The following is a 26,271-nucleotide window of genomic DNA, read 5'->3' as shown; positions in this document are numbered from 1 at the left end:
CAATCAATTCGTGAGGATTAACTTTGCTGAGGTATCAAAACGTGTCGATTGGTGAGCGTCTTCATGAAGAACGGCGGCGGCTGAATTTGACCCAATCAGAAATGGGGAAACTCGGCTCGGTGGCCTACGGGACATATGCCAACTATGAAAAGGGCATTCGTTACCCCGATGCTGATTGCCTTGCAAACCTTTATGCAGCTGGCGTTGATGTGCTTTACGTCGTGACTGGTGCTCGTAACAACGCCACGCTGTCTAACGCGGAAACACTGTTGCTAGAGGGCTTCAATCGCATGGATGAACGCGGCAAGGCGGTGGTGCAGGCCGTGGTGCAGACTTACAACAACGGCTAATTGCCACTTCTGCAATGAGCCGCCATCACCGCCATGCACGTCATGGCGTTTTTTTGCGCCCATGCGCAATGCCAATGGAGTTTGACAATGGACTATCTAGTCTTTTTGGGTGGCTATGGCCTAGCCTGGTGGCTTGCGTGGTCTATCGCAGTCCAGGTGCATCAGCGTGAGCACCAGCCACGCTGGCTACAACAGCTAATGGGGCTGGTACACGGTTTCTGGTTTTCTCTGGTAGTGGGGCTACTGCTGCTGCCGCCTACGACATGGCATAGCTATGTTCCTGCTGGGGTGGCGCTACTGCTGGCAATCGGCGGCAAGGACAATATCAGGCTCGGCCTTACGTTCTTTGGCAAACAGCGCAACATCTCAGTTGCCAGTGCGCCCAAAGCAGCCGCACCGCTGCTGGCGCCCAAGCCCACCGGCCAGCAAGCAACCCCCGCGCATAGCAAGGCGGCAGACATGGCAGCACAGCGGCGAACCCTTGCCGTAGTAGTGCCAGCAGCGCCGCCGGTCGAAACTGGCAGCCTCGATACCTTGCGCCGGATGTGCCAGGACATGACGGCGGATGGCTCGCTGGATGAAGAAGAAATCCATGATCTCAAGCTGTGGCTGGATACCAACCCGGGTGTGGCCTGCACTGGCTTGGCCGGGCGCTTGGCGGATTACATCGACGTGGTGCTGGCGGATGGTGAAATCACACTGGATGAGGCGTTCGACGTATTCGACCTGGCCGAAGCGGTGGCGCTTGGTAAAGCCGAAGCCGACATGGCCGACTGGCAACCGCTGGCGCCATTGTTGGCCGATCTGGACCAGCCCAAGCCACGCCGCCGCAAGCCACCGGCTACCCCACGCACCAGCCGCAAAGGCAGGCTGGACACCATACGCTTTGCCTACGTGGCATCGGGTGGTGAGCTAACACAGCGCCGCGTGGTGGTTCACCAGCTGGATGGCGAGTATTTCCAGGGCCGCTGCCTGATGCGTAACGCTACCCGTACCTTCCGCCTTGATCGCGTTATTGGTGATGTGACCTCGGAGGATAGCGGCGAGGTGGGCGACGCCTTTGCATGGGCTGCCGGTTTGCTGCATTCCCCTGCGCCTGTGGTGCCAGATACCAGCACCACGCCAGCACACCCAATGGGTGGCAAAGAAGTTCTGATTACCGGCTTTGCAGCAGCAGAACGCGCGCGCCTTGAGCTGATGGCGATTGACGCGGGCATGACGGTACGCAAGAGCGTTACTCAAAACCTAGACTGCCTAGTAGCTGGCCCGCGTGCCGGTGCCAGCAAGCTGGCGCAGGCACAGCAGCAGCTGGTGGTAGTGCTAACAGGTGGTGAGTTTGAGGCGCTTATCGTGGCGGGGTAGTGCGGCCAACCTCGCCCTTTACTTCACAGGAGCAAACCATGCACGTATCGGCACTGATCAAGCGGCTGGAAGACAGCCGGCGCGGCATCCCCTTTGAACGCGACGTGCTGGCCTACGGCGGCATGGCTGGCCGCCGGCTGCTGCGGGTGGAACAGGACGGCGCCGAACTGTTCCTGGTATTCGAAGGCGATGAGGAACCGGGCGACCTTGACGCGCCGCTGTATCCGGTATTGAGCGAAGCCGAACAGCACCTGGCGCTGGCCTTCCGCCTGGCCAGCCCGGCAGTACGGCAGCAGGTTGGCCAGCTGCTGGGTTACCCCTACCTGGCCTGATCTGGCCCACCATGAAAAAAGCCCCTCGCGTGAGGGGCTTTGTCATTCCTGCAGGTCTTCCAGCCGCATTTCCAGCTCCAGCGCGGTGGTGTAGCCGCTGTTGCTGATGCTGTGCGTGACCTTGGTTAGCGTCCAGGCGCAGGCGTCTATCAGCGGCTTGAAGCCTTGCACGCTGGCGGGCAGCTCGGGGAACAGCTCCGGGCGGCCTACGGCCAATGTGATGCTGAATTCCGCCACGCCGCGCTGGATTTTCTCCCATGCCGCTTTTGCCCCTTGCAGGGCGGTGGCTTCGCTGGCGTACACGTGGCGCAGCACCTTGATGTTGGCCGCGCTCGGCTCGATGGCCTTTTGCTGGGTGGCGGTCAGCTTTTTGCGCTTGGTCTGGCGGCCCCGTTTCGTGACCGTGGCCTTGCGTTCAAAGCGGGTGTTGGCGTCTACCAGCACTTCGCCCTTTTGCGCCGCGTCCAGGTTGTGCCAGTAGGCTTTCACGGCGGTGTAGGCGTTGCGGTCGGCGGCGGCAAAGCGGTGCTGGTCGCCCGTGGCGCGGGTGATGACGCATTCGGGGAACGCCTTGCCGGTGACGCTTTCGGCGTCGCCTGCTTTGCAGAAAATCAGCCGGCCCGCCTTCACCGTGGCCACGGCGTCGTGCTGCTCGGCCAGCCGCGTTAGCAGGTTGATATCGCTTTCGCTGGTCTGGTCCAGATGGGTGACAGGACGCTTGGCCAGCCAGGCGGGCACCGCCGGGGTGAGGTTGTTTTCCTTGGCGATGGTGGCCACCAGCTGGCCGATGGTGGTCCGGTGCCAGCTGCGCTCTTTCTTGGCGGCGATACCGGCGCGCAGGTCGGTGGCGCGGGCGCGGATGGTGAGGGTATCCGGGCTGCCGCTGTGTTCTACCTCGTCCACCACGTAGCTGCCCTTGTCCACCAGCTGCTGGCCGTGCCAGCCGATGGCGCAGGTCAGCCGGGCGCCGCGTGGCGGTATGTCCAGCTTGCCGTCGGCATCGTCTAGTACCAGGTCCAGCTGGTCGGCTTCAAAGCCGCGGTTGTCTGTTAGCGTCAGGCTGATCATGCGCGGTGACAGGGCGGTGATGTTGCGGCCATCGACGCTGATCTGCCACGCCGGGCGCAACATGGCCTTGCTGCCGCCCAGGCCGTCCAGGTTGGCCGCATCGCCCAGCAGCTGGCGGGCGCTGGCCAGCGCGTCGTCAAAGTTGCTCAGGTTCATAGCACCAACTCCATGATGCTGCGGGTAATGGCGCCGATGGTGTCCACCATGCTGTCGTCGTCTACCCGTTTCAGCGTGAGCGTGAAGTCGATGCGGCGCGCCTTGCCGTCGCTGAAAAACTCGGTGCGGCCTTCACTTAGCTTCTCGATGGCGTACCAGCCATACACCATGCCGGTGCCCTCGATCAGCGGCCAGGCTTTGCCCTGTTCGGCCATCAGGTTGACCATGGCCAGGCTCATGTCGCCGCCGGTCAGCTCGGGCAGCAGTACGCCGGATAGCGTGATGGTCTCTTCGTCCGGCCCCATGTATTGGTAGGCCGCACGGCGCCCCACGCGGGGGTTGCTGGCCAGCCTCCAGCCCATGTCGCGCTGTAGTTGTTGATAGGGCAGGGTGTCCAGGGTGAACACAAACATGCCCAGGGTGAGCATTGGCATATCCATTAGTCACTATCCCCCAGGCGGCTGCGGCGGCGGGCGTTGGCTTCGCGCTCGCGGCGGTCCAGCTCTGCCGCCACCATGCGCGCCAGTTGTTCTTCGTTCATGCCGGGCGCGGCGTGAATCTGGATGTGGTAGACGGGGGCGGCGGCAGGCGCGGCGGCCTGGCGCTGTACGGCTACCGGCGGGCGGTTGTCGATGGGCACGGCGGCGGCGGGCTGCAGGGCCATACCACCAGCCAGCGCGGTGCTGGCGGTGAGGCGGCCCAGGCTAGCCGGCATGGCTGCCTTGGCGCGCTCGGTGAGCTTTCCGGCCAGCTGCGTGATGCTGGCCAGCGGCTGGCCGGCGCCTTTGTCCAAACCAATGCCCAAGCCTTCCATGGTCCAGCCGCCCAGCTGGGCAAACACCCGGCTGGGACTGTGGATGCCCAGCTTCTCTTTGAACCAGCTGATAGTGCTTTCACCGGCCCCCGTGATGGCGGCCTTGACGTTGGCCAGCCCGCCGGTAATGCCGCGCACAAGGCCGTCCATCATGTGGCCGCCAAAGGCGACAAACGCCGCCGGCAGCCCCTGGAACCAGCCCAATAAGCTGGCGGCACTGGTTTTGATGTATTGCCACAGGGCGGCGAACTTCGGCCCGATGGTGGCCCAGTTCTGCCATAGCAGGTACGCGGCGCCGGCAATGACGGTGACAGCCAGGCCGATAGGGTTCAGCAGCATCAAACGGCCAACAAATGCCACCGTGCGGCCAACCATGCCCACCGCCATGCCCAGGCGCCCCATGATGCCGATGCCGCTGGTGAAGTAAGCCAGCGCCATGGACACAGCAAAGCGGGCTGCGATAAACGGCCCGATGATGCCGGCCACGGCCAGCAGCATGCCGCCCAGCACGGTTGTGATGATGGCTGCCGCAGCTGCCGCCTTCATCAGCGTGGCGGCCAGCTGCGGATTCGCTGCCGTCCATGCACTGATGCTTTTCAGCACGCCGCTGATGGCGGTCATTGCCTCGATGGCAGGGGCGCGCAGGCTTTCACCCAGCGCGGCCTTGGCGTTGAACAGGGTGTTTTGCGCTATCTGGTACTTGGCAGAAAGCGTGTCGTTCTTGGCGTCGCCCTCGCGCTGCATGCTGCCTTTGGCTTTTTGCTCGTTTACCAGCGCCAGCTGCTTGCGGTACTCGCCTAGGTTGTCGGCCAGCTTGGCCGCGTCGTCGCCGTACTCTTTGCCGAACAGGTCTACCACCACGCCCATGCGCTGGGTGGCCGGTAGCTTCTTCACCGCCTCCATTACCCGCAGGATGGTGCCGGTGCTGTCTTTGGCCATGTCGGCCTGCACCTTTTTGGCGTTCAGGCCCAGCGCCTGCAGCCCGGCCTGGAACCGCTTTGGCTGCTTTTCGGCGATGGCCAGCTCGCGCACCATGGCCTTGGTAGCGGTGGCGGCCACTTCGGACGACGCGCCCAGGCTCAGGAAGGTGCTACCCAGCGCGGCGGCTTCTTTGTAGCTCATGCTGCCGGTGCTGCCGGCAATGCGCTGCATTACCTCGATAATGTCGGCGCCCTTGCTCTGCGCGTTATCGTCCAGCCAGTTGATGGTGTCGCCCAGCTCGGCAATGTTCTTGATCGGGATTTTGTAGGTGTTGGCAATCTTGCCCAGGTCTTCGCTGATCTGGTCGGCGGGCAGGTCAAACGCGGTGCTGGCCAGCGCGGCGGTGCGGGCGAATGCCAGCAGCTCGGCCTTGCCCTTGATGCCCATGCGGGCGCCACCTTCCACCAGCGCGGCCAGTTCGGTGGTAGCCATCGGGATTTGCTGCGACATAGCGCGGATGGCCGCGCCCATTTCGTAGTAAGTGGGCGTCAGCTTGCCGCCCGCGTCGCGGGCGCCCTCTACCTGTCGGGCAATACCCAGCATGGCGTCTTCGTATGCGCTGAAATCCTTCACCATCGACAGCACCGGCAGGCCCACGGCAGACCCGGCTGCCATGCTGCTGGCGCCGGCACCGGCCAGCCGGTCGCGGGTTTGTAGCGCGCCTTCGTACTTGGCGCGGATGGCGCGCTGCTTGGCCTGCAGCTTGTTGACCTTGGCCAAGCGTGCTTCTTGCTCGGCCAGCTTGCGGTTGACCTCGCCCATCTTGCTGGCCAGCTCGGCCTGGTGTTCGCCCAGCTTGTAGGTTTTGATGCCGGCGTCGCGCAGGCTGCTGGTGGTTTTGCGCAGCTGCTCTGCCAGTTGGCTGCGTCGGGTAGTGTTTTCTTGCAGGCGCTTGGTTTCGCTGCGTATAGCATCGTCTGCGCGGCGAATGGCGTTTTTGTTGGTGGTGTGCTGCTTTTGCAGGGCTTCCAGCTCGTAGCGGGCCTTTGCAATTGCGCCAGTATAGTTGCCCGCCAGCTGCGGGAACTTGATCAGCGCGTCGTTCAGGCTGTCGTAGTGCTTCTGCGCCACTTTCAGGCGTGCAGCCACGTCGGTCTGCTCGGTCTTTGTCAGCTCCAGGGCGCGGCGGTGCTGGTCGATGGCTTGGCGCGACTGGTGCAAGGCCTGCGTCGATTGCGCAGCCTGCTCGCGCAGGCGGGTGAGGGTTTCAATACTGCGCTGGCTATCGCGCAGGCCGGCCAGCTGCTGGCGGGTGGCTTTCAGCTGGCCGCTTAATGCTTTCGACCCGCTCAAGGCTGTCTTGAGCGGGCCGGTCATTTTGTCTACGGCAGCCAGCACCACTTGCAGTTTCAGGTTGCGGATGTCGCTCATTCTTCGGCACCAGATCGAATGCGGGCTTCTTCGCGCCAGGCCATCAGCTCGGCCAGGCTCATGTCGTCAAAAGCCGACGGTGGCCAGTGAAAGATAACGGCCACGTCGGCTATGGCAGCTTCTACTCGGTCGGGGATGCTTCCAGCTGCGCTTGCTTCGGCAGCAAAAAACCGATGGTTTCCGCTGCCAGTGTGGTGAGGTCTACCGGGTCCAGTTTGGCGGCTTCTGCCTCGGTAATGCTGGGTTCGGAAATACGCGGCAGCACCTTGATGATGGCGTCCACATCCATCTGCAGCAGGCTGGCCAGGCTGCAGCCGCGCAGCTGGCCTGCGTTGGGTTTACGCAGGGCAATGGCGGTAATGTCGCCGCTGGCGCGCTTGATCGGGGTTTCCAGGGTGATGGGCTGGTTCATGGTGGTGTCCTTTGTGCAGGCTGCCGGCAGTGGCCGGCAGCGGGTTGGTTTGGGGCGGGGTTACAGGCCGACGTTGCGGCGGTGTGCGGCCTGGCGGTCTACGCCCATGACGCGGAAAATCTTGTTTACTACGTCGATTTCCAGCCACTCTTCGCCGTCCACGACCTGCTTGTAGTAGGTCAGGTCGCTTTTCACTTTCCAGTTGCCGTTCTCGCCGCCTTTGGCGTCGCCCGGGTCGAACTCGTTATGGCGGCCACGGACGATGATTTCCACGGCACGGTCGGTTCCGGTGCCTTCTTCGCTGTAGCTGCCCATAAAGCGCAGCAGGCTGGCATCGTGCTTTTCGGCGCCGAAGTCGGCCACGATTTCACGGATGGGGCCGTTATAGGTGTGCTCGATCTCCATCGCCTCGATGGCCTTTAGCAGCTTGACCGGGCCCAGCATGCCGGCGCCGGTGTACTCCTCGGTTTTCATCGCAATCTTGGGCAGCTTCAGTTCCAGCGCCTGGTCAACAAAGCTGACGCCGTTCACGAACACGTTGAACATGCGCAGGGTGTGTGGCAGTGCCATGTGCTTTCCTTTCGGTAGCCCCCACCTGCAGGCGGGGGCGGGTTATCAGGCGTTGACCTTGGCGGCGAAGTCGGCCAGGTACTTGTCGGTAATGCGCTGGGTAAAACCCAGGTCTTCCAGCGGCGGTACCGGGGTGTAGTCGTAGTCGATGCGCAGCTTGCCGGCTTTCAGGGTGTCCGCCGTGTTGCTGGCCTCATCCAGCCAGCAGTCGAAGCCCATCAGGTAGCCACCGTTGACCAGCTCGCGGCCTTTGGCCTTGATGCCTTCGATAATGTCGCGCACCAGGGTGGGGTGCATCGGCTTGTCCATCGCCCACATGTGCGCCTCGGCCATGGTGTCGGCCAGCACCTGGGCAGTGCGGGTGTAGTTCTCGAACTGGAACAGCGGGTCGCTGCTGCAGGTTCGGCTGCCCCAGAAGTAGTAACCATTGCGGCGAATCAGCGTGGTGATTTCCTTGCTGTTCAGGTAGCCGGCATCGGTGTCCGGTTCTTGCAAGTCCCAATACACGTCTTTGCTGATGCCGGTCACGCCTTGCACTTCCACGTTGGACAGCGTTTTATGCCAGCCCTCGGTCTGGTCGATGTAGGCGCGCAGGCCCATGGCACGTGCTACTGCGTGTGCAGCCACTGCTGCGTTGACGGTGCTGTCCCATGCCAGGAAGTCCGGCCAGATCAGCATCAGCTCGCGGGCGCCGAAGTTGTCGCGGTAGGCGGCTGCCGCTTCTTTGGTGGCGCAGTTCCAGGCGTTGGCGTAGACAAAGCTGCGCATCTGCTTGGCAATCGCCACCATTTCAGTGGTAACCGGCAGGGTATCCAGGCCGGGCGCGCCCAGGATGCGCGGCTTGACGCCTACCTGGCTTTGCGCGGCCATCAGGGCTTTCATGCCGGTTTTCTTGCCTGCTGGGGTAGTGGTGCCGATGCAGAGGGTGTTCTGCTCGGCCTCGGTGGCGCCTTTCTTCACGCGCACGACCACAATGACCGGGCTGCAGTGGTCGGCAATGGCATCCAGCGCGGCGGCCAGCGTACCGGTGCTGCCTGCTTTGCCGATTGCAGTTTTAACGTCGGTAATCAGTGTCGGGGTATCCAGCGGAAACACGCTGGCGTCGGCGTCGTCTGCTACGGCCAACAGGCCGATAACAGCGGTGGAAATGGTGCGGATAGTGCGGGTGCCATTGCTGGCTTCAAGAACCCGAATTCCGTGATGGTAGTCGGCTGCAGACATGGTGGTCTCCGTGTGAGATAGCCAGCCAAGTCTGCCGCGTGCGGCTTATATGGTCGCCCTGCGCTTGTTGTGCGGCTGCTTGCCACAATATGGGCTACTCTTTTCTGTGCAGACTTACTAAACGGACCCCACACCGTATGCAATTCATTACTGCTGCTCACCTGGCCGAACTGCTCGGCCAGGTGACGGCGGATGATATGCAAACCGTCTTGCGCCAACCGCTTGTCAATCTACACGGCAACGCCTCGCCCTCCCTTTTGGCTACAGCATCATCTGAAACGTGCATCTTGCTGCGCGAGGCGGCACTGCGCGCCCGCAACGCCATCGAAGTAGCCGAAAAGCTGACAGACCGCGAGCTGGAAGTGTCACTGCTGCTGCAGTACGAGAACGAGGAAATCGGCGCCAAGCTCGGTATCAGCACGCATACCGTGCGTGCCCATGTCAAAAGTAGCCTGTACAAAACCGGCGCTATCAGCCGGGTTGATCTGGCGCTGCAGGTACGCGGTTTTATGCATCGCATCCCCTCTAGGGGTAATACCAACGCCATGCCCAATGACTAATAATGCGCTTGTAGTTTGTTGTCATTTATCGGAGTTGGTACTTTATGCAAAACGAACGCGATGCAGCCTGCAACATTAACCCACTCATTGGTAGCAATACTGCTGACACGATCGAAAACCTTTGTACGTGCTTGGCATCGGTTGGTGAAAGCTTGGCGACCCGTCACAAAGACCCTGCCATCCAGTTTTTTTGCATCAGCGTAGCTGCTGCACTTTCATACGAAGCACAGCAGCTAAAGCAAAAAGCGGCTTAGTCGCCGCTTTCACAATCCAAACCGGCCAGCAGGCCGGTTTTTTCACTTCTGCTGCTCAAGCATGGCAGCCACGTCCGGGTTGCTGGCCAGAAAAGCAGACAGCTTCTGCAGCGGGTTCTGTACTTCGGCCACGGGCGGCTTGACGACGATGTCCCAGGTTGTACCTGTCCAGCGTGGACACATGCCGGCGGGTACATCCTCGGGTGGTGGCGTGAAGGTGCAGCGCGCTGGCAGCAAGTAGTGCCCCGGCTCCTCCGGGCTCGCCCAGGCGACGGTATCGCACAAGTACAGCCCGGAAAGATCGTATTGAAAGCAAAGTTTGGTGTCTGTGCCTACCATGGTGCCCCCTTGTATCTGATGCAGGCCAGCAGCGCCTGGTTAACCGGGCGGGATTCCTTTCCGCCAGACTGTGCTGTTGTGAAGCTGTGTGCATGCAGGCCCGCCGATGCAGTGAGATAGCTGTAGTTGTCGTAGTCAGTGCTACCGCTACCCTGCGCCCCACCGCGTGCATTACCGAAAGGGCCGCCGGTGAATTCACCCCAGCCAGTATCGTGCTGGTGGCTACCGGATTGGTCCGTCCAGCCTATGTGGCTATGCTCAAGGTTTTGGCTGTACTGCAGGCTGCCAAGGGCGCGGCCTGGGTCAAAGCCCCGGCCAGCATCCAGCGACCGGAAAAACAAGCCACGGCTATCCGGCAAGTTATAGGTTTGGAAGCCATCTCCGACGCCATAGCGAGTGCCGATTCGACCGTACAGCGTGCTGTATACCGATCGGCTTACCTGTGCGCCATCACGTACAAGCCAGCCTGGCGGCGGTCGGTCGTAATCGAAGAACGCGGTCATCGTAACGGGTGCCAGGTACCAGGCTTCTTCCAGCGACATCACGCCCAGGTTAGCGCGGGCTGCTGCTTTATCGGCAACGTCTGACAGGTTGGCCGCAACGTCCAGCGCATCCGGCATGCGCCCGGCCGGCTCGTTTTGTGCGCCGACAATGCGGGTACCTGCAGGGTAGGCACGGGCCAGAATAATGCGGGTGTAAACCGTGGGGTGGGGTGCCCACTGTTCTTCGTTCAGCCGCACACCGTCGATGTAAACAGACAGCCCGTTCACGTTGACGCGCTGCCAGTCCACGATGGTCTGGCCATCGGCCAGCAGCTGCATTTCTTCGATCGAGTTCACGCTGATACCGATTGCTTCCGGGCTGCCCCAGCGCACGTCGCCATCCGCGTTGCTGTCTTTCATCAGCACCTGGTTGGTGAGCCCGCCCGGCAGCAGTGTAGCCACGGTGACGTTGTTCATCAGCCATGCCCGGGTCACCTGCACCACGTTCGGGTCCAGTACCAGGTTAACGACGTTTGCATTGGTGACCATGAACACGACACGGTACACCGCATCACCGAACGCGCCTTCCAGCGCCGTGGGTTTGTAGGTCTCCGGCAGGTTGCCCACTACGAAAAGATTACCGTTGGCGTCAAAAACCCCGATCTCGCGCAGGGTGAAACCACCAACATCAGCTGGCACGATCATCTCTGCCGTGTACTTGTTCGGTACCAGCGGGTCAGGGAATACCCGGTTGATGCGCGCCCGGTACCGCTCGCGCACCAGGGCGTTCTGCTCGGGGTTTGGGGTGACCGGGTTGCCGGCACCATCCCCTACCGCCATTTCAACCAGGTCAATCTTGCGGCTGGCCAGCTCAGCCTGGGCCATCAGTGACAGCCCGCGCAGGGTATGGATTGAGGTGTACATTTGCCGCCCTATGCAAAAACGCCACGCGCGGCGGTGCGTTCGTAGTCAGCATCCAGCACAGCTACGGGGTCGCGGCCAGACCGCGCAAGGTTTTCGATGAAGCCACGGTACATGCGGTATTTGCGGCAAGTGCGGTGCGTGGCCATGGCATAGTTAGTGAATGGCTGCACGCTGCCGAATCGCGGCTGGCAAGCGGTAATATCCGCCGCATTCGCAGCGCCAACTGCTCCAGTGGTCAGGATTGCCCCAGCCGAGCCCTTGATGCGCGCACCGACCCCCGCCGCATTGCGCCAGTACGCGACTTGCACGACTTGCCCATAGTGGCCTGCCGCTGGAATGACGCCGGTGTCAACCTGGGCGCCAACAGCCGTCTGGCGACGAAAACCGATTGATTTCGATCCGGTAGAGAATGCGACAGTGATAGGGTCAGCCACGGCGTTATAGCCGTTGCTGTTATTGCTGCTAGCAAAAAATGGGAGGATAGAAGCCTCCGCATTCCAGTCCGCTTGTGCTGGCAGGCGCATGTACATGCACAGCAGGAAATACTGCTGCGCTGCAATGTCCGCCCAAACTGATGCCGGGGCCAGTACATGTGATGGACTTTGGCCGGAAACGGCGGTCATCAAGGCGAAGTCGAAGCCATTACCGTTAAAGCCGACAGTCTCGCCAGCCGCCAGAACGAAACTCCCGTTAGATCGCTCGGCAACGTCCTTGATTGCGACGCCATTAGTCGGCACGCCGCCAGCATAAGAAAACGGAAACGCGGCATCGAATAGGAAGCGCACGCCATCGCCGGCGCCGTACAGCAGCGGGTCGCGGCGAAGGGTTGGCAGCGCGGCGTCAGAAAACGAACCATCTACTTTCAAAACAAGCATCTCGGCACCTCAGTATTGAGTAATCAGGCGGATAACAGCATCAGCAATGGCGCGGCCGCCCGTTGCTGGTTCGGGGTGAATCAAGTCCGCATTGAACCAAGCACGCGCTGACGTGCTGGCGTACTCGCTGAACGAATCACCGAATACATATTGCAGATCCAAGAACGCGCACTTATTCAGCGCTGCCAGCTCATAGGCTGCGGCGGCATACTCAGCCATGGGGTAGGCGTTGGCGCGGCCATTCTCACAAGGCGCAATCAGCAGAATGTCTGCCAGCGGCAGCGCCGTACGTACCCGGCTGATGATGGTCTGCATGTGAGTTTTGTAGGTCGAGGCGTCGTATCCTGCCTGGTCGTTAGTGGCCAGCAGAATAGTAACCAGCTGCGGCGCCAGTGCCTGCAGGCTGGATTGCCATTGCGCCGCATCTGCACTTGCCCACTGGCTGGCCCGACTGCCAGTGGCGCCAAGTTTGTGCCAGCGCACGCCGGATGCCGACGACTGCACGTCAATGCCGTACAGAACAGGCGCGCCGGAAACCACTTCAATATCGAACACGCCAGCCGCTGGCGACGGCAGGTCAATTACCTGCAGTTGCGCAGCCAGGGCCGATAGGTCAACAGGCGCCCAGCTGCCGCCGTTGAAGCGGTAGCGAACCACGCCGGCACCGCCGCGTGCGTGCAGCTTAACTGCTGTCACGCCTGCGGCAATTGTGTAACTCAGGCGGTCGCCTGCGGTTGCGCTGGTAGCCGAACCCAAGTCGGCGCTTGGATTCGTGTAGTACGACGACGTATTCCAGCCCGCGCCGGCGTAAGTAACTGCAGAATTGGAAAGCACGTTGCCGTTCGGCAGCGTGGTGCCATTTCTGGCAAAGCTCACGTACCCGGCGCCAGCATCGCCAAATGCCGCCTTCAGCGCAGCGGCAGTAGGGCCGCACCACCGGCCACCGCTGTGCGTCCAGCTGTCGCCTATCGATGCGACTACCAGCTGGCCGGCCTCAGCCAGTGCACGCAGGCGCAGGCGCTGGCGTGTTTCACGCAGATACCACTCCCCCCAGGCATGGCGGCGCGGCAAGCCGAATGCAGTCAAGAATTGCGATAGGCGGGTGTCCAAACTATTCCTGCCACCGCGCGCAGAAATCACCTCGACTGGCGACTGGATCTTCCCTTCCAGCATGCCATCTTTGCTCAGTCGAAGACCGATTTTCCCTGCAGCATCAACAATGCAAAACAATGCTTCGTCCATCGTCTGATAAGACGCATCCATCGAAGCGCCAGACATCTGAATATCGCGGAATTTTGCTTGCAGGGTGCCGTCCTGGCGCAGCGCCAATGCGATGCGGTTTAGCTGGTCAAGTACGCCCCATAAAAATAGCGGGTCAGTCGTAAAGTCTTTCTCAACTACCGCCGCGACAGGCTCAACGGATGCCAGACGATCACCCAGCTGCGCAACGCTGGCAGCGCTTGGATAACGGGTCACCTCTGCGGCTGTCGCCCCGGTGCGGCGGTACAAGATAAGCGCATCTGCGCCAGACACCGGCACGCTGAAATACCGGCCATCCGCCACGGCAGCAATGCCTGCCGCCGTGTCTGCATAGACACCCGCCGATAGCTGTGCAGCATCGCGGGCAGCCTGCGCCTGTGCCACTGCCTGATTGGCAGATACCAGCGCGCCCTGCATAGACAGTTCTGCCGCCGCTTTTGCGGCTGTCATGGCATCCTCGGCGGTGGCCAGTGTCTGGTCCACTTGCTGGACAGTGTTCGCCAGCAGGCCTTGCATAGCCTGTTCTGTGTCCGACAGGGTTTGGCTAACCTGGGCGGCCATTTGTGCGACAGCGGCACGGGTGGCCGATACGTCCAGGAACGAGACGTTCTTGACGGTGTAGTCGCGCAGGCCAGACACCACGCGGATGTCGTAGTGGCCATCGGGCGCGGCGAACTGTACCTGCCCGGTAGGCGATGCGGTGAACGGGTTGGCCAGTGCGGCACCGGTGGCGGTAGTCAGGCCGGTGGCCAGCTGCTGGCTGCCAGCCTGGTACACAATGATTTGTGCGCCGCCCAGCACCGCGCCGGTTGTGTCTTGTGCGAAAAAAGTCTTGGTTTCCATGCTTACCCTGCAAGAGTGAGAGGGGATAAAACGAGAGGCTGGACGCTGCAGGCCGTTTCGAGCTCGATGCCGGCCGACGTGCTGGCTACGGTAGATATCACCGCGTCGCTGGTGACTTTGATGTCCACGCTTGTCATGTGGCTACGCAAGTTTTTTGCGCGCTCTACTACCCGCAACATGCGCTGCAGCTGGGTCTGGCTGACTCCGATCTGTCCGACATCAACCAGCAGCTTGTAGGTGTACGGTGCGCCAAGCGGCTGCTGCTTGTGCCACTCCTGGATACGCACGGTGATGCCGATGGTGGCGAGTGCTTCTTCTACTGCGGCAGCGGTACCGCGCTTGCGGTGCTGGGTGATGCTGGCTTGTATCACCGCACGTTGCTGCTGCTCGCTCCAGTCGTCTGACCATTCGTCTACACCACGCTCCCATGCCAGCCACGGCAGTGCTGCCACCGGGCAGGCGGCGGCAGATTTCAGTGTGCGGATGGGGATGGGTATGTCTTTCTGCACTGCGGTGCTGAGTGCGCGCTGCAGTGGGGTAGACGATGGAGGCAACAGGCCGCTATACACCGATGCCACCCTGAGTAACGGTGATGTCTGTGCAATACGCTGCTTGGCCGGCGCTGACGATGATGTCTGCTGCCGGGCTGTGCAGGATGACGCGCTGCACGCCTGGCTGGTGCAGGGTGGCGTAGATGCCCGACAGCACAACATCGCGGTCTAGTCGATGCTGGGCATCGGCATATGCTTTCGCAGCTGCCAGTGCAGCCTGTGTGACTACGGTGGCATCTGGCCCAGGGTAGACGATCAACTCCGCGGTGATGGCATACGGGATGATGGCTGCGCTTTGTACGGTGACTGCGTCTGTCAGCGGGCGGATGGCCTGGTCGTTCAGCGCGGCATCCACAGCACTAATCAGCTCCGCAGATGCAGTGCCATTCCCTTCCGATGACAACACGAACACGGTGACGCAACCAGGGGTAAAGCTGATCGCGCCCGCATCTTTAACCAAGCCGCTGGCCGACTTCGCATGCCATTTATAGCTGTCGATTGGCCCTGCGCAGGAAAGCCGGGCCCAGGACTCTTGAATGCGCTGGCGGTATGGCGTGTCTTGCTCATATACCGCCGTTGTTGGTGGGGTGCTGTCCGGGTTTTCCGGTGTTATCTGCAGGCGCTGAACGCCATAGTTCGCACCGATCTGGTCAAGGTCGCTCTTTTCTGCATAGGCAAGCAAGTTGGCCAGGCCAGCTTCGTTTACGCGCTGGCGCAGCAACATCTCGCTATATGCGTCTTCTTGCAGTGCGATGGTTAGTGGCTCTGACTCAAGCTGCAAGGTTGCCGCCAGGCTGGCGCGCATATCGGCAGGTGCTGCGGCTAGTAGTCTGGCTTTCTTCTCGGCGAAGAGCGTTTCGAAGTCTATGACGTCTACGAATTTAGGTGCAGGAAGCCTAGACAATTCGATCATGTTCCGACCTCCACGTTAATGCGGCCACGTTGCCCAGCTGTTGGTCCTGTGGCACGCATGGTGTCTAGCTCAATAGTGGCGGCGCCGTGGCGTGTTGTGCTTATTGCCAGATTCATGCCGGCGATGGTGATACGTGGTTCCCAGGTGCGCAGGGCTATGGCAGTTGCTGCCAGTAGCTGCATACGGGTTTTGCCGTTTAGCGGGCGGTCTAGCAGCACTGGCACCAAGCTGCCGAATTCTCGACGTTCTACACGGGTGCCGATTGCCGTATTCAGAATGACGCCGCAGCTTTGCTGGATGTGTTCCAGGCCGCTGATAGTGCGTCCTGTTGCAATGTCCATACCGATGATGTCATCCATCATTGCGGCCCCCCTGTACTGTCGTTTCCACGCTGTACATTCCCGTGGCTATGGGTGTGCAGTACTACGCCATTGCTGGATAGCGTGCCCTCTGTGTGGCGGATAGTGCCGGTGATGCTGGTTTCGCCGCCGCCGCTGCCGCCCTGGCCTGACATGCCCGCCAGATAGCTGAACAGCTTCTGCACGGTGGCGGTGGCTTTGAACAGGGCGGCGCCCATCACGGTCAGCTTGCCTTTGATCGTCACGTTGCCTGTGAAGGTGCTTTCAGGGCAGTCCACGGTGACGTGGTCGGCAGCCTGCACGGTGGCGGTTTTGATGCCGGTGACAGTCAGCGCGCTGTTGCCGTGGTGGTAGCGCACCACGGCGCCGTCGGGAAAGCGCCGCACCCATTCGTCCGGGTTGTCGCTGGGCAGCGGGTAGTCGTCCGACGCCAGGCCCATCAGCGCCACGGCGCTGGCCATGTCGCCGCTGGGCGACAGCAGCACGCACTGTTCACCGGGCACGGGCGGGCACCAGTCGCTGGTAGTGGCCGCACGCAAAGCCACCCAGCGCACCCAGGTGGTTTTCATTTGGCCTACCTGGATACGCACGCGGGGCGGCTTGGCTTGCACTTCGGCCACGGTGCCGTAGCGAATCAGGCTTTCCAGACGGCGTTTGATGTCGGCGGTTTCGTTCATGTCGGCCATGTTCGGTGCGCTGCCGTGGGCCGTCACGCGCTGGCTGTTGTGCCGGAAACCAGCACAAAGCCGGGTCTATTTTGTGAGGTGTTCCAGCACCGTATCGGTGATTTCTTCCACGTCCGGCTGGGCAAAACCCAGCAGCTGGCGGCGCGGGTAGGTGGTGTCGATGCCCGGCCGCACGCGGTCGCGCAGGCCGTACTGGTGCACGGCGGCAATGCGGCCAACCTTTGACACAAAGCCGACGGTGGCGGCGTCGGGGGTGGCGCCGGTTTTCAGCCAGCGGGCGGTGCGCAGCTTGCTGAACATGGCGCGGCGGATGGTGCCAGATTTGGCCCTGAATCTGGATGGCTTGCGGGCTTCAAACGGGGTGCCGTCCGGCTCGGTTTGCGCGGCGATGCGCGCCTGATTGCGCTGGCGCAGCCTTGCGGCCAACTCTCGCGCCAGCTTGCGGCGCTCGGTGGGCGATACGCGAGCAAGCAAGCCTGTCAGTTCGGTTTCAATCTGGCTGGCCACTCACGATCTCCCCATTTAGCAGCAACTGATTGATTGTGATGCTGGCGTTTGTGCCATTCACACTATCTAGGTGCTGGGCGATTGTATTGCCGTCCTTCTGTGTGACGGTGACGCCTTCGTTTAGCGGGATACGCAGCTCGATATCGCACTGGTTGTGGCTGGTCAGCTCGGCTTCAAATTTCAGCTTTTCAGCCATGGCAGTGCCGTTCTGTATCAGGTCCGGCTGGTACTGCTGCAGCCAGGCCAGCAGCGGCACCATGATTTCGTCCATGTGGCCGCTAAAGTCCACAAAAACCAGCGTCAGTGTGTAGCGGTAGCGAAACGACAGCGTTTTCAGTGACGCCCCAGTGAGGCCGCCGGCTTCGATGAACATCAGCAGGCGGTCGGGGTTCTGTTTCAGCTGTGGCAAAGCCGCCTCCAGGGCGGCGCGCAGATGGTGGGGCAGGTTCATGGGTGTGTCTTCTCGGCGTCGGTCTGGCACGGTACGCAGCGGGTGCAACCGGGTACTTTCTCGCGGCGTAGCGGCGGTATTTCCTCGCCGCAGTCCTGACAGTGGCTAAAGCTGCCGCCAGGGTGGCCTTTTGCCTTCTCTGCCTGGCGTGCCAAAGATTCCAGGCGGTGTCTTTCTTCACGCTGCTGCGCCATTTCAAAAAGTCTGCTCATTTGCATTGCTCGCTGTACGGTTTTGGCATGCCGCCACGGTGTCTATCTGGGCGGCGCAGCTAGCCAGTGCGGCCTGGGTGGCCAGTAGGGTTTGTGCCAGCTGTCGGTTGTTCCGGTACTGCGGTGTTGGTAGCTGGCACGGCGTTACCGGGGCGCATTGCAGGATCTGCAGTGGCAGGGGGGGCGGCAGTTCCGGCACCGTCGGTGCTGTCGAACAGGCGCTGCACAGCAGCAGGCACAGGGGTATCACCCCAGCGCGTCGCGTCGGGTTGTTCATGGGTGATGGTTTCCAGGTTGATTTGGGCGGCGGTGTAGCGGCTGGCCAGCCCGCTGATACGGCGCTGCAGGGTGGCCATGTCCTGTGCGGTGGCTTGCTGCTGGCTGGCCTGCAGCGTCAGGCTTTTTTGCTGGCTGCGGATGGTGGCGGCGGCGGTGTCCAGCTGCTGTGATAGCTGGCCGGCAGTGCTGGCCTGCGCCTGCACTTGCTGGCCCAGCTGATGGTTCTGGTAGGCCAGCCACGCCAGCACCAGGGCGACGGCCAGCCAGATGGCGATTTTGATCTGGCTCATGCGGCCACCTTGTCGCGTTGCCCGCCGAACCGCTGGTATGCGGTGGCCAGCTTGGTGTCGTAGAGGTTGTCGCGGTAGGCCGGGCCGTTGTAGCGGCGGGCGAACTCCGCCCAATCCCTGGCGCGCAGTGCCTGGTGCAGCTCGGCGTCGGCCTGAATGAAGCGCACGAAGGCGGCCAACTGTTCGGCCTCGTTCTGGCACATGGCGGCCATGAAGTCGGCGGCGCTGGCGTAGCCCAGCAGCTGCCAGTGATAGCCCATGATCTGGAACGCGCCCCAGCTGCACGCCTCGATGGCTACCGCCTGGCTGGTGATGCTGGCCAGGTTGGCAAAGCGGCTCCACTCATGGCTGCCACCGGCATAGCCGCCGCGCTTGGGGTTGACCAGGTTGGGGTAGCTGGCGGCCAACAGCTTGCTGTCCATGCCGGCGGCGTCTGCCCGCTTGTAGGCCACGTGGCGTTCCAGCAGGATGCGCGGTCGCTGATCTTCGCCAAAGCCGCAGCCTACCGACTCGACCAGGTTTACCGCTTTCACGGCGGCCAGCTCTACGCCCAGCGCCTTGGCGGCGCGCTGCAGATCGGCTTCGGACAGAAACACGACTTCTTTGGCTACTTGGCCACGCAGCACAGCCAGGGTTTTAGGCCCGGCGCGGCCATCTACTACCAGACCCGCCCGGCGCTGGACGGCCTGCACGGCGGCAAAGGTTTTGGTGCCGAAGTCACCATCTACCACCAGGCGCTGGCCGTGGTTGTTCAGCAGCTGCTGCAGCTCGGCTACCTGGTAGCCCACCATGCCCTGTTTCAGCGTATCCATTGCTCTTTCCTCAGCAGGCGCAGCACCAAGGGCTGCCGGTTGCCCCCGGAGGGGCGGAACAGCTCGACCACGTTGCCGCCGGTACTAGCCACCGCCAGCGCCAGCACCACGTTGATGAGGGTCTGCGGCCAACTAGTGCCCGCTGCGTGGCCGGTGGCCAGCAGGGTGCCCAGCGCGGCGCAGGCCACAATCAGGCCGTAGGCCAGCAAGCTGGCATACGGGCGGTGCGTGCCTTGGCCACGGGTGAACAGCAGCAGGCGGGCGGCGGTAAACAGGGCGGCGCCCAGGCTGATGGCGTCGGTGATGATCATTGGCCACCCCCTTTCTGCGGGAATTGCAGGGTTTCGGCTTGCTTGATTGCACGCATAAGCAGACGGATGGACAGCGCAGCGGCCAGCAGGGCGCCGACGCTTTGCGGCACGGCCACTGATGCCGGCAGCAGGGTCGCCAGCAGGCTGGCGGCCATCGGTGCGGCCAACATGCCGGCCACGGTGGCCAGCACCAGGAAGGCCAGTTTTTGCAGCGGCTTGTAGTCGGTGCTGGACAGCACGAACACGGCCGCACCGGCAAAGGCGCCCAGGACGATGCCGGCATCCACGCCGGGGAACAGTGCCACCAGGCCAGCGGCGGCCAGTGGGGCGGAGGTGATGCTGGGTTCTGCCATGGTTTAGTCCCAAAGGTTGACCAGCTGCGAGGCGGCTGGCGTGGTGTTTACCTGGTCTGGCAGCTGCACGGTGACGCCCATCGGCAGTACCGGGCCGTAGCTGGCCAGGCCAGGGTTAAGCAGCAGCACCTGTTCGGTGATGCCGCGTGTTTTCCCGAAGTGGCGGTAGCAGATGGCGTCTACCGTGTCGCCCTGGTGGGTGATGATTTGCATCAGATCAGCTCCACCACGGTGCGCGGTTTGTCCTGCAGGTCGGCGATAGCCCAGCGGCCATCGCGGCGCAGATCATCGGCAGACTGGTCTGCTACCTCGGCGCGCTTGTCGCCTTTGCCGCTGCTATCGAAACCCCGGTACCGCTCGGCCAGGATGGCGCCGGCAATGCAATGCACCGCCCGGAACCAGCGATGCACAGCCACGCTTTTGCCGTCGATCTGCTCCCGGTCAACCTGTGCCAGCTCAGTTTTGCCTGCGGCCTGATGGGCGCGGCGCCAGCTGGCCAGCTCGGCATTGACGCTGGCGGCGGCTTCGATCAGGGCAGCGCGCAGGCGCTGGTCGGTGACGGTGCCGTCGATGCGCATCTGTTCGCGGGCATCTGCCAGCGGGATGGCTGGCCAGAACTCGCCGCACTGGATAGCCGGTGCAGGCGTGCTGGTGGCAGGCTGATTACTGGGGTAGATCATGCTGGCTCGCCGTGTGGCGGGCGGTGGAGGGGGCGTTGACTAGCCATGCTGTCGCCGCCCCCTGCCGCCCTGGTGCGCGGGGTACGCTCGGTTTAGGCGCTGTCTGCGCCCGAGTTCTTCATGTCGCGCTGAATGCGCTCGATGTCCTTTTTGACGCCGACCTTGTCGTGCAACTGCATGGCGCGCTGCAGATGGGCTAGGGCTGCCGGCTTGTCGAAGCTTTCCAGCAAAAGACCCAACTCTTTGTGCAGCTTGGCGCGCACCTGGTCGAACATGTCTTCGTCGCTGGTAAGCTCTGCGGTGCGCTGCAGGATTTCCAAGTCAAAGGGTTGTTCGCCATCGCGGGCACGCTTGGCTGCGTCGGCCACTTCTTCGGCAATCGCTGTAGCCAGCGGGCGCTGGTACTGGTCGGGCAGGGTCATTTTGTGCGGGATGGCATAGGCGGCAATGTCCAGGGCGCCTGCGTAGTCGCCGGCATCGATACGCCACACCATGATGGTGGTCAGCACGTCGTCTTGATGGCCTTTGCCGGCAGACAGCACACCATCCACCCAGGCGGCGTAATCGGGCAGCAGCTGCCGCTTTACTTCGGCTTTCTGCACGGTCGATTGCACCAGCTTGAGGCGGCGGCGGTCTTCGGCCAGTTTCAGCAGCATCAGGTCGTACTGGCTGCAGTTTTCCAGCGGCTGGCCAGGATCTGCAGCAGCCGAAGCTGCCGCAGCTACCACGCGCTGGAAGTGGGCGCGGGCGTGGCTCATTCCGTCACCATCTCGATGTTTTCAATCAGGCAGCCTGCTTCGTAGCACTCCACTACGTAAGCGTCATTGCTGGACTGGTAGTCGGAGGCGCGGTCGTATTCCGGCTCCTCTTTCAGATGACGGCGGCGGCTGCCTTCCTGGTAGTACAGCGACAGGTTGGACAGCGGGGTAATCAGCATTTTGCCGGCAGGGAAGAACGGTGCACGGACAGCGGGCAGGTTGCCGATACGCTTCTGGCTGATAACCAGGTCAGCGGCCAACTGTTCGGTGGCTTTGCTGTCTTCCAGCAGCGGGAAGTATTTGTCGGCCATCAGGTCGCGGCCAACGATGACCACCAGGTCGGGGTTTTCTGCAAATACTTCGCTGATAAGGCCATTCACAGCATCAAACACCATGCTGTCCAGGGTTTTGTAGCCATCGGTCGGCAGCACGTTTTTGCCGACCTTAACTTTGCCAGTACCCGGCTTGACCTCTTTCATTACACGTTCCGGGGCTTCTTCGCGGTACTTCTGCAGCCAGCCCTTGTTAACGTCCTGCAGCAGCGGGTTGGTGGCCCGGTCGGTGTTGTCGGCAATGGATGTGCCGTTGAAACCGATCATGATGCGGTCAAGTGCCTGTTGCTTGATGATCGCGTCGCTCAGACGTTTCTGGAAGTCTTTGAACTTTGCCCACATGTCCAACGTTGCATACGGGAAGGCCGTATCGAAGTTGGTTTGCACGCAGCGGTAGCGGCTTGCCGTCATGCCTGCCACATTGCGTGGTTGGCGTGCCGTCCCGGTACTGGTTTTGGTGCGTCCCGCGATAGTGCCCAGAACGCCCAGGCCCAACGCTTCGCCTTCCTGGTCTTGCACCGGAACCACGTTGATCTTGCTCAGGAACGCACTGGACAGCTGAACACGGTTTTCCAGTGTCTGCTGCACAGACGGGCTTACGGTAAAGGATTTGTCCACTTCACCTACACCGTTCAGGGTGGCGATGCGAGTGGTCAGGGCGTTGAATTTCTGGCGGGTTTCGTTGCGCATGGTGTCAGTTCTCTTTGTTCGTGGTGGTGGCGGGTTAGCAGTCGGTCAGGGCTTCTTCGCCAGTGCCGCCTGGGGTGCGGGTGCGGAATTGGCCTGCCGGCTCGTCGCTATCCAGCTTGCCTACCAGCGCGGAAAACTCGGTTTTCATCTTGGCCAGATCGGCTTGCAGTTCGTCCACCTTGGCTGAGGTGCCTTCGATGGCTGCAAACTTCTGCAGCACCTCGCCCTGGCTTTCCGCGATGACGGTCACGGCACCATGCAGCTGGGTGAAGCCTTCGCTATTGGCCAGGCTTTGCTTGCCCAGCAGACCTTTGATTTTCTCGGTGAAGTTGTGGAACAGGCCGGCGCTGGCGTCGTCGGCCAGCTCTAGCTTGAATTCCACGGTTTCGCTGAACAGGTTGTCCGGGTCGGTTTTGCGCGCAGCCAGCGGGCTTTTCTTGGCGGTGGCACTGAACTGCAGCATTTCGGTACCCAGGCTGGCCGGGTCATCGGTGATGGCGAGGCCCACCAGGTAGCATTTGCCGGTGTCGGCAAAGTCCGGGTTGATCTCCATGGAGGTGAAAACCTTCTGGCGGGCTTTGCTCAGGGCCACCAGTTCGTCGGTAGGGTCGATGACGGCGTACAGGCGCAGCTTGCCGTCGCTGCCTTCTTCGGTACTCAGTTCCAGCACGTCGCCATAGCGCTTGAAAGTGCCGTTCGGGTCAATGCCCTTGAAGTGCTCCAGGTTGATACGTGCGCCATAGGTTTTCGGGTCGTAGTTGGCGGCCATTTCTTCCAGCCATTTGCGCTCGATGACGCGGCCATCCGTGGTGGCGCCTTCGGTGGCGATGCAAAACTTTTTCGACTTGGCCATGTGCCTTCCTCTCGATGGGGTGCAGGGGTGCAATCGGTAACAGCGCCCATGCTGTAGCCATGTCGGGGGCGGCTCAACTGCTGGCTGTTGTGCCGGTTTGCCTCACAAACTGCCTATCGCTGATGGCCGGATGGCGTGGTGCAAGATCGCACCATGCGACAAGACACCCCCCCACTACCTGGTGCAGACCAGGACCCGAAATGGCTGGCCCGCTCCCTCTACTGGCAGGGATGGCGGGTAGCGCGCATTGCCGACCACCTCGGCGTGAAGCCGGCCACCGTGCATAGCTGGAAACAGCGCGACGCATGGGACGATGCCGACCCGGCAGACCGCATTGCGGCTACGCTGGAAGCGCGCCTGCAGCAACTGATCATGAAAGACGGCAAGGAGGGCAGGGACTACAAGGAAGTGGACCTGCTGATGCGGCAGGTTGAACGCATGGCGCGGGTGGGCAAATACCGGGCGACTGGCAAAGAGTCCGACCTGAACCCAGCCATCGCCAGCCGCAACGCCGGACCGAAGCGGCAGCCGGAAAAGAACGCCATCAGCGAGGAACAGCAGGAAAAGCTGGAAGCCGCGTTTCTGGAGCGCATGTTCGACTACCAGAAGCACTGGTACCGCGCCGGCCTGAAAGAGCGCATCCGCAACATCCTGAAATCACGCCAGATCGGCGCCACCTACTACTTTGCCCACGAGGCGTTCATTGATGCGCTGAAAACCGGGCGCAATCAGATCTTCCTTTCTGCCAGTAAGGCCCAGGCGCACCAGTTCCGCAGCTATATCGTGGACTTCGCCAAAGAGGTGGCCGACGTTGAGCTGAAAGGGGAAGTGATCAAGCTACCCAATGCGGCGGAGCTGATGTTCCTCGGGACAAACAGCCGCACCGCCCAGGGCCGCCACGGCAACCTGTACCTAGATGAATACTTCTGGATTCCCCGGTACCGGGAATTGAAGAAGCTGGCCAGCGGTATGGCCAGCCAGAAGCAATACCGGATGACCTACTTTTCGACGCCCTCGGCCATGAGTCACGAGGCGTACAAGGTATGGACGGGCGAGGCGTTCAACCACGGGCGGCCAAAGGAACAGCACGTGCGGCTGGATGTCAGCCACGCCGCGCTGGCGGCTGGCTTGCGTGGTGGTGATGGCCAGTGGCGGCAGATCGTCACCATTCTGGATGCGCTGGAAGGTGGCTGTGATCTGTTCGACCTGGAACAGCTGCGGCTGGAAAACACGCCGGACGAATTCGCCCAGCTGTTCATGTGCCAGTTCATTGATGACGGCGCCAGCGTGTTCGGCTTTTCGCTGCTGCAGCGTGCGATGGTGGACAGTTGGGAGCTGTGGGAAGACTGGAAAGCACTGATGCCGCGCCCCTTCGGTAATCGCCCGGTCTGGCTCGGTTATGACCCGTCCGGCGGTGGCGACAAAGCCGCTCTGGTTGTGCTGTCGCCACCAGCGGTGCCTGGTGGCAAGTTCCGCATTCTTGAGCGCATCCAGTTTCATGACCCTGACTACGAAGCCCAGGCCAAGATAATTTTCGACACCTGTCAGCGGTACAACGTGACCTACATCGGCATGGATGTGACCGGCCTTGGCTCGGCGGTTTATCAGCTGGTGAGCAAGTGGCGCCCGGATACGGTGTCCTTTACCTACAACGTCGAACTCAAAACCAAGATGGTACTCAAGGCGCTGAACGTGCTGCATAACGGGCGCCTGGAGTTCGATGCCGGCCACACCGATATTGCGGCCAGCTTCATGAGTATCAAAAAAACGATGACGGCTTCCGGCCGTCAAGCAACGTACCAGGCTGGCCGCTCCGAAGAAACCAGCCATGCCGACATCGCATGGGCAACCATGCACGCCCTCTACAACGAACCGCTGGAGGGGGCAACCTCGACCAACTCCAGCTTTATGGAGTTCAGCTGATGACTATCGACTTGGCCCACAAAGCCGACATGCCTGCCGCCGCGCCTGCCACAAGGATGGAGGCGTTTACCTTTGGCGACCCGGTGGCGGTGTTGGACCGCCGCGAAATCATGGACTACGCCGAATGCATCAACAGCGGCAAATGGTACGAACCGCCCATCAGTTGGGAAGGCTTGGCCCGCAGCTGGCGGGCTTCGGTTCACCACTACAGCGCCATGGCCGTCAAGCGGCGGGTGCTGGTCAGTACCTACCAGCCGCATAAGCTGCTGTCGCGCTCACACTTTGACCGCATCGTTATGGACTACCTGGTATTCGGTAACCTCTACCTGCAGCCCATCAAGTCGCGGCTTGGTTCGGTGACGCGGCTGGAACCGGCACCGGCCAAGTTCGTGCGCCGTGGTATCGATCTGGCCACCTACTGGTGGGTACCGGCCTACAACCAGGAGCAACAGCTTGATGGGCTGATTCACCTGATGGAACACGATATCAACCAGGAGGTATATGGGCTGCCCGACTACCTTGCCGCGCTGCATAGTGCCTGGTTGAATGAGTCGGCCACCTTGTTCCGCCGCCGCTACTACCAGAACGGCAGCCACGCCGGCTTCATCCTGTACATGACAGATGCCGCGCAGCAGCAGGACGATGTGGATGCACTACGCAAGGCGCTGAAAGACAGCAAAGGGCCGGGCAACTTCCGCAACCTGTTCATGTACGCACCGAATGGCAAGAAAGACGGCATGCAGATTATCCCCATCAGCGAGGTGGCCGCGAAGGATGAGTTCTTCAACATCAAGAACGTGACCCGGGATGATGTGCTGGCCGCACATCGGGTACCGCCGCAGCTGATGGGCATCATCCCGAGCAACACGGGTGGTTTCGGTGACGCCAACAAAGCGGCGGAGGTTTTCTTCGAGAACGAGATAGCACCGCTGCAGGCCCGGCTGCTCGAAATCAACGACCGGCTTGGCGTGGACGTTATCCGCTTCGGCACCTACTCGCTGGCCGCCAAGCCGTAGCGGCCAACCTTCAAACCCTCTCACACAGCCGCCTTCGGGCGGCTTTTTTCATGCCCGCGCCCAGGGGTAGGCCGGCAGGTGGCAGCGACAGCCGGAAAACCCACCCAGCACCCGGCGCGCG

General features: G+C 61.8%; 35 protein-coding genes. 8 read left to right on the top strand and 27 right to left on the bottom strand.

Annotation, left to right across the window (positions count from 1 at the left end):
* Positions 1–41: 41 nt before the first annotated feature.
* The 3 genes from ACK4FZ_RS15215 to ACK4FZ_RS15205 all read left to right on the top strand — a co-directional run bounded on the left by ACK4FZ_RS15215 (position 42) and on the right by ACK4FZ_RS15205 (position 2,044).
* Entirely contained in the window at positions 42–350 is a 309-nt protein-coding gene (locus tag ACK4FZ_RS15215) for a helix-turn-helix domain-containing protein (RefSeq protein WP_409822262.1), read from the top strand.
* A 156-nt stretch (positions 351–506) separates the two neighbouring features.
* Positions 507–1,712: a BRCT domain-containing protein gene (locus ACK4FZ_RS15210; protein ID WP_409822260.1), complete on the top strand. Its 1,206-nt coding sequence runs from the start codon at positions 507–509 to the stop codon at positions 1,710–1,712.
* Between the two features lie 38 nt (positions 1,713–1,750).
* Positions 1,751–2,044: a hypothetical protein gene (locus ACK4FZ_RS15205; protein WP_409822258.1), complete on the top strand. Its 294-nt coding sequence runs from the start codon at positions 1,751–1,753 to the stop codon at positions 2,042–2,044.
* A 42-nt stretch (positions 2,045–2,086) separates the two neighbouring features.
* Here ACK4FZ_RS15205 and ACK4FZ_RS15200 read toward each other — a convergent pair whose 3' ends face one another.
* The 7 genes from ACK4FZ_RS15200 to ACK4FZ_RS15170 are packed head-to-tail and all read right to left on the bottom strand — an operon-like array spanning position 2,087 to position 8,637.
* A complete protein-coding gene (locus ACK4FZ_RS15200; protein ID WP_409822256.1) occupies positions 2,087–3,268 on the bottom strand; it encodes a phage late control D family protein in 1,182 nt (393 codons plus the stop codon).
* The gene (locus ACK4FZ_RS15195) at positions 3,265–3,696 is read right to left on the bottom strand and encodes a phage tail protein (protein ID WP_409822254.1); all 432 of its coding nucleotides are present in this window, start codon (positions 3,694–3,696) and stop codon (positions 3,265–3,267) included. Before ACK4FZ_RS15195 ends, ACK4FZ_RS15200 begins: the two co-directional genes overlap by 4 nt.
* Positions 3,697–3,707: 11 nt before the next feature.
* Positions 3,708–6,434: a phage tail tape measure protein gene (locus tag ACK4FZ_RS15190; RefSeq protein ID WP_409822252.1), complete on the bottom strand. Its 2,727-nt coding sequence runs from the start codon at positions 6,432–6,434 to the stop codon at positions 3,708–3,710.
* On the bottom strand, positions 6,431–6,538 hold the full coding sequence (locus ACK4FZ_RS15185; RefSeq protein ID WP_017509019.1) for a GpE family phage tail protein: 108 nt from the start codon (positions 6,536–6,538) through the stop codon (positions 6,431–6,433). The genes ACK4FZ_RS15190 and ACK4FZ_RS15185 overlap by 4 nt, the downstream gene beginning before the upstream one ends.
* Positions 6,539–6,555: 17 nt before the next feature.
* Positions 6,556–6,846, bottom strand: coding sequence for a phage tail assembly protein (locus ACK4FZ_RS15180; RefSeq protein WP_409822250.1), 291 nt, complete (start codon positions 6,844–6,846; stop codon positions 6,556–6,558).
* A 60-nt stretch (positions 6,847–6,906) separates the two neighbouring features.
* Positions 6,907–7,416, bottom strand: a complete 510-nt coding sequence (locus tag ACK4FZ_RS15175) for a phage major tail tube protein (RefSeq protein WP_409822248.1) — start codon at positions 7,414–7,416, stop codon at positions 6,907–6,909.
* Positions 7,417–7,461: 45 nt separating this feature from the next.
* The gene (locus ACK4FZ_RS15170; RefSeq protein WP_409822246.1) at positions 7,462–8,637 is read right to left on the bottom strand and encodes a phage tail sheath protein; all 1,176 of its coding nucleotides are present in this window, start codon (positions 8,635–8,637) and stop codon (positions 7,462–7,464) included.
* A gap of 287 nt (positions 8,638–8,924) precedes the next feature.
* Here ACK4FZ_RS15170 and ACK4FZ_RS15165 point away from each other — a divergent pair, with 287 nt between their 5' ends.
* Together ACK4FZ_RS15165 and ACK4FZ_RS15160 are read left to right on the top strand one after the other, a co-directional pair.
* Positions 8,925–9,197 carry a response regulator transcription factor gene (locus tag ACK4FZ_RS15165; RefSeq protein WP_409822245.1) on the top strand — a complete coding sequence of 91 codons (273 nt, stop codon included), beginning with the start codon at positions 8,925–8,927 and terminating at the stop codon, positions 9,195–9,197.
* Positions 9,198–9,241: 44 nt separating this feature from the next.
* The gene (locus ACK4FZ_RS15160) at positions 9,242–9,451 is read left to right on the top strand and encodes a hypothetical protein (RefSeq protein ID WP_409822243.1); all 210 of its coding nucleotides are present in this window, start codon (positions 9,242–9,244) and stop codon (positions 9,449–9,451) included.
* A gap of 42 nt (positions 9,452–9,493) precedes the next feature.
* On the opposite strand, the gene ACK4FZ_RS15155 is transcribed toward ACK4FZ_RS15160, so the two are convergent.
* The 12 genes from ACK4FZ_RS15155 to lysC all read right to left on the bottom strand — a co-directional run bounded on the left by ACK4FZ_RS15155 (position 9,494) and on the right by lysC (position 18,130).
* Positions 9,494–9,790, bottom strand: a complete 297-nt coding sequence (locus ACK4FZ_RS15155; protein ID WP_409822241.1) for a hypothetical protein — start codon at positions 9,788–9,790, stop codon at positions 9,494–9,496.
* Entirely contained in the window at positions 9,784–11,196 is a 1,413-nt protein-coding gene (locus ACK4FZ_RS15150) for a phage tail protein (protein WP_409822239.1), read from the bottom strand. Before ACK4FZ_RS15150 ends, ACK4FZ_RS15155 begins: the two co-directional genes overlap by 7 nt.
* 8 nt (positions 11,197–11,204) lie before the next feature.
* A complete protein-coding gene (locus tag ACK4FZ_RS15145; protein WP_409822237.1) occupies positions 11,205–12,071 on the bottom strand; it encodes a hypothetical protein in 867 nt (288 codons plus the stop codon).
* A 9-nt stretch (positions 12,072–12,080) separates the two neighbouring features.
* Positions 12,081–14,174 (bottom strand): GDSL-type esterase/lipase family protein, encoded by a 2,094-nt coding sequence (locus ACK4FZ_RS15140; protein WP_409822235.1) that lies wholly within the window; start codon positions 14,172–14,174, stop codon positions 12,081–12,083.
* Between the two features lie 2 nt (positions 14,175–14,176).
* Positions 14,177–14,743: a phage tail protein I gene (locus ACK4FZ_RS15135; RefSeq protein WP_409822233.1), complete on the bottom strand. Its 567-nt coding sequence runs from the start codon at positions 14,741–14,743 to the stop codon at positions 14,177–14,179.
* Positions 14,736–15,638: a baseplate J/gp47 family protein gene (locus ACK4FZ_RS15130; protein ID WP_409822232.1), complete on the bottom strand. Its 903-nt coding sequence runs from the start codon at positions 15,636–15,638 to the stop codon at positions 14,736–14,738. Before ACK4FZ_RS15130 ends, ACK4FZ_RS15135 begins: the two co-directional genes overlap by 8 nt.
* Complete coding sequence (locus ACK4FZ_RS15125) at positions 15,635–16,000, bottom strand: GPW/gp25 family protein (RefSeq protein ID WP_409822230.1); 366 nt, start codon at positions 15,998–16,000, stop codon at positions 15,635–15,637. The genes ACK4FZ_RS15130 and ACK4FZ_RS15125 overlap by 4 nt, the downstream gene beginning before the upstream one ends.
* Complete coding sequence (locus tag ACK4FZ_RS15120) at positions 15,997–16,674, bottom strand: phage baseplate assembly protein V (protein ID WP_409822229.1); 678 nt, start codon at positions 16,672–16,674, stop codon at positions 15,997–15,999. The genes ACK4FZ_RS15125 and ACK4FZ_RS15120 overlap by 4 nt, the downstream gene beginning before the upstream one ends.
* 75 nt (positions 16,675–16,749) lie before the next feature.
* Positions 16,750–17,190: a phage virion morphogenesis protein gene (locus tag ACK4FZ_RS15115; RefSeq protein ID WP_409822227.1), complete on the bottom strand. Its 441-nt coding sequence runs from the start codon at positions 17,188–17,190 to the stop codon at positions 16,750–16,752.
* Entirely contained in the window at positions 17,174–17,641 is a 468-nt protein-coding gene (locus ACK4FZ_RS15110; RefSeq protein ID WP_409822224.1) for a phage tail protein, read from the bottom strand. Before ACK4FZ_RS15110 ends, ACK4FZ_RS15115 begins: the two co-directional genes overlap by 17 nt.
* Positions 17,638–17,835: a TraR/DksA C4-type zinc finger protein gene (locus ACK4FZ_RS15105; protein WP_409822316.1), complete on the bottom strand. Its 198-nt coding sequence runs from the start codon at positions 17,833–17,835 to the stop codon at positions 17,638–17,640. Before ACK4FZ_RS15105 ends, ACK4FZ_RS15110 begins: the two co-directional genes overlap by 4 nt.
* A gap of 1 nt (position 17,836) precedes the next feature.
* On the bottom strand, positions 17,837–18,130 hold the full coding sequence (gene lysC, locus ACK4FZ_RS15100; RefSeq protein WP_409822222.1) for an Rz1-like lysis system protein LysC: 294 nt from the start codon (positions 18,128–18,130) through the stop codon (positions 17,837–17,839).
* On the opposite strand from lysC, the gene ACK4FZ_RS15095 reads away from it, so the two are divergent.
* Complete coding sequence (locus tag ACK4FZ_RS15095; protein WP_409822220.1) at positions 18,129–18,302, top strand: hypothetical protein; 174 nt, start codon at positions 18,129–18,131, stop codon at positions 18,300–18,302. The genes lysC and ACK4FZ_RS15095 overlap by 2 nt on opposite strands.
* A 116-nt stretch (positions 18,303–18,418) precedes the next feature.
* Here the strand turns inward: ACK4FZ_RS15095 and ACK4FZ_RS15090 are convergent, their stop codons facing one another.
* The 8 genes from ACK4FZ_RS15090 to ACK4FZ_RS15055 form a co-directional block, all read right to left on the bottom strand.
* A complete protein-coding gene (locus ACK4FZ_RS15090; protein WP_409822218.1) occupies positions 18,419–19,234 on the bottom strand; it encodes an N-acetylmuramidase domain-containing protein in 816 nt (271 codons plus the stop codon).
* Entirely contained in the window at positions 19,222–19,545 is a 324-nt protein-coding gene (locus ACK4FZ_RS15085) for a phage holin family protein (protein WP_409822217.1), read from the bottom strand. The genes ACK4FZ_RS15090 and ACK4FZ_RS15085 overlap by 13 nt, the downstream gene beginning before the upstream one ends.
* Positions 19,542–19,898, bottom strand: a complete 357-nt coding sequence (locus ACK4FZ_RS15080) for a putative holin (RefSeq protein ID WP_409822215.1) — start codon at positions 19,896–19,898, stop codon at positions 19,542–19,544. The genes ACK4FZ_RS15085 and ACK4FZ_RS15080 overlap by 4 nt, the downstream gene beginning before the upstream one ends.
* A 3-nt stretch (positions 19,899–19,901) precedes the next feature.
* Positions 19,902–20,111 (bottom strand): tail protein X, encoded by a 210-nt coding sequence (locus ACK4FZ_RS15075; RefSeq protein WP_409822213.1) that lies wholly within the window; start codon positions 20,109–20,111, stop codon positions 19,902–19,904.
* The gene (locus tag ACK4FZ_RS15070; protein WP_409822211.1) at positions 20,111–20,578 is read right to left on the bottom strand and encodes a head completion/stabilization protein; all 468 of its coding nucleotides are present in this window, start codon (positions 20,576–20,578) and stop codon (positions 20,111–20,113) included. Before ACK4FZ_RS15070 ends, ACK4FZ_RS15075 begins: the two co-directional genes overlap by 1 nt.
* A 92-nt stretch (positions 20,579–20,670) precedes the next feature.
* A complete protein-coding gene (locus tag ACK4FZ_RS15065; protein WP_409822209.1) occupies positions 20,671–21,336 on the bottom strand; it encodes a terminase endonuclease subunit in 666 nt (221 codons plus the stop codon).
* Complete coding sequence (locus ACK4FZ_RS15060; RefSeq protein ID WP_409822207.1) at positions 21,333–22,358, bottom strand: phage major capsid protein, P2 family; 1,026 nt, start codon at positions 22,356–22,358, stop codon at positions 21,333–21,335. Before ACK4FZ_RS15060 ends, ACK4FZ_RS15065 begins: the two co-directional genes overlap by 4 nt.
* A gap of 34 nt (positions 22,359–22,392) precedes the next feature.
* Complete coding sequence (locus ACK4FZ_RS15055) at positions 22,393–23,211, bottom strand: GPO family capsid scaffolding protein (protein ID WP_409822206.1); 819 nt, start codon at positions 23,209–23,211, stop codon at positions 22,393–22,395.
* A gap of 153 nt (positions 23,212–23,364) precedes the next feature.
* Between ACK4FZ_RS15055 and ACK4FZ_RS15050 the strand changes: the two genes are divergently transcribed.
* Both ACK4FZ_RS15050 and ACK4FZ_RS15045 read left to right on the top strand, forming a co-directional pair.
* On the top strand, positions 23,365–25,134 hold the full coding sequence (locus ACK4FZ_RS15050; protein WP_409822204.1) for a terminase ATPase subunit family protein: 1,770 nt from the start codon (positions 23,365–23,367) through the stop codon (positions 25,132–25,134).
* Complete coding sequence (locus ACK4FZ_RS15045; protein WP_409822202.1) at positions 25,134–26,150, top strand: phage portal protein; 1,017 nt, start codon at positions 25,134–25,136, stop codon at positions 26,148–26,150. The genes ACK4FZ_RS15050 and ACK4FZ_RS15045 overlap by 1 nt, the downstream gene beginning before the upstream one ends.
* The last annotated feature ends 121 nt before the right edge of the window (positions 26,151–26,271 follow it).

Source organism: Vogesella sp., from assembly GCF_046297735.1.
GTDB classification, from domain to species: Bacteria; Pseudomonadota; Gammaproteobacteria; order Burkholderiales; family Chromobacteriaceae; genus Vogesella; species Vogesella urethralis.
Note: the sequence above shows the minus strand (reverse complement) of the source record. Positions and strands in the feature narration are given on the sequence as shown.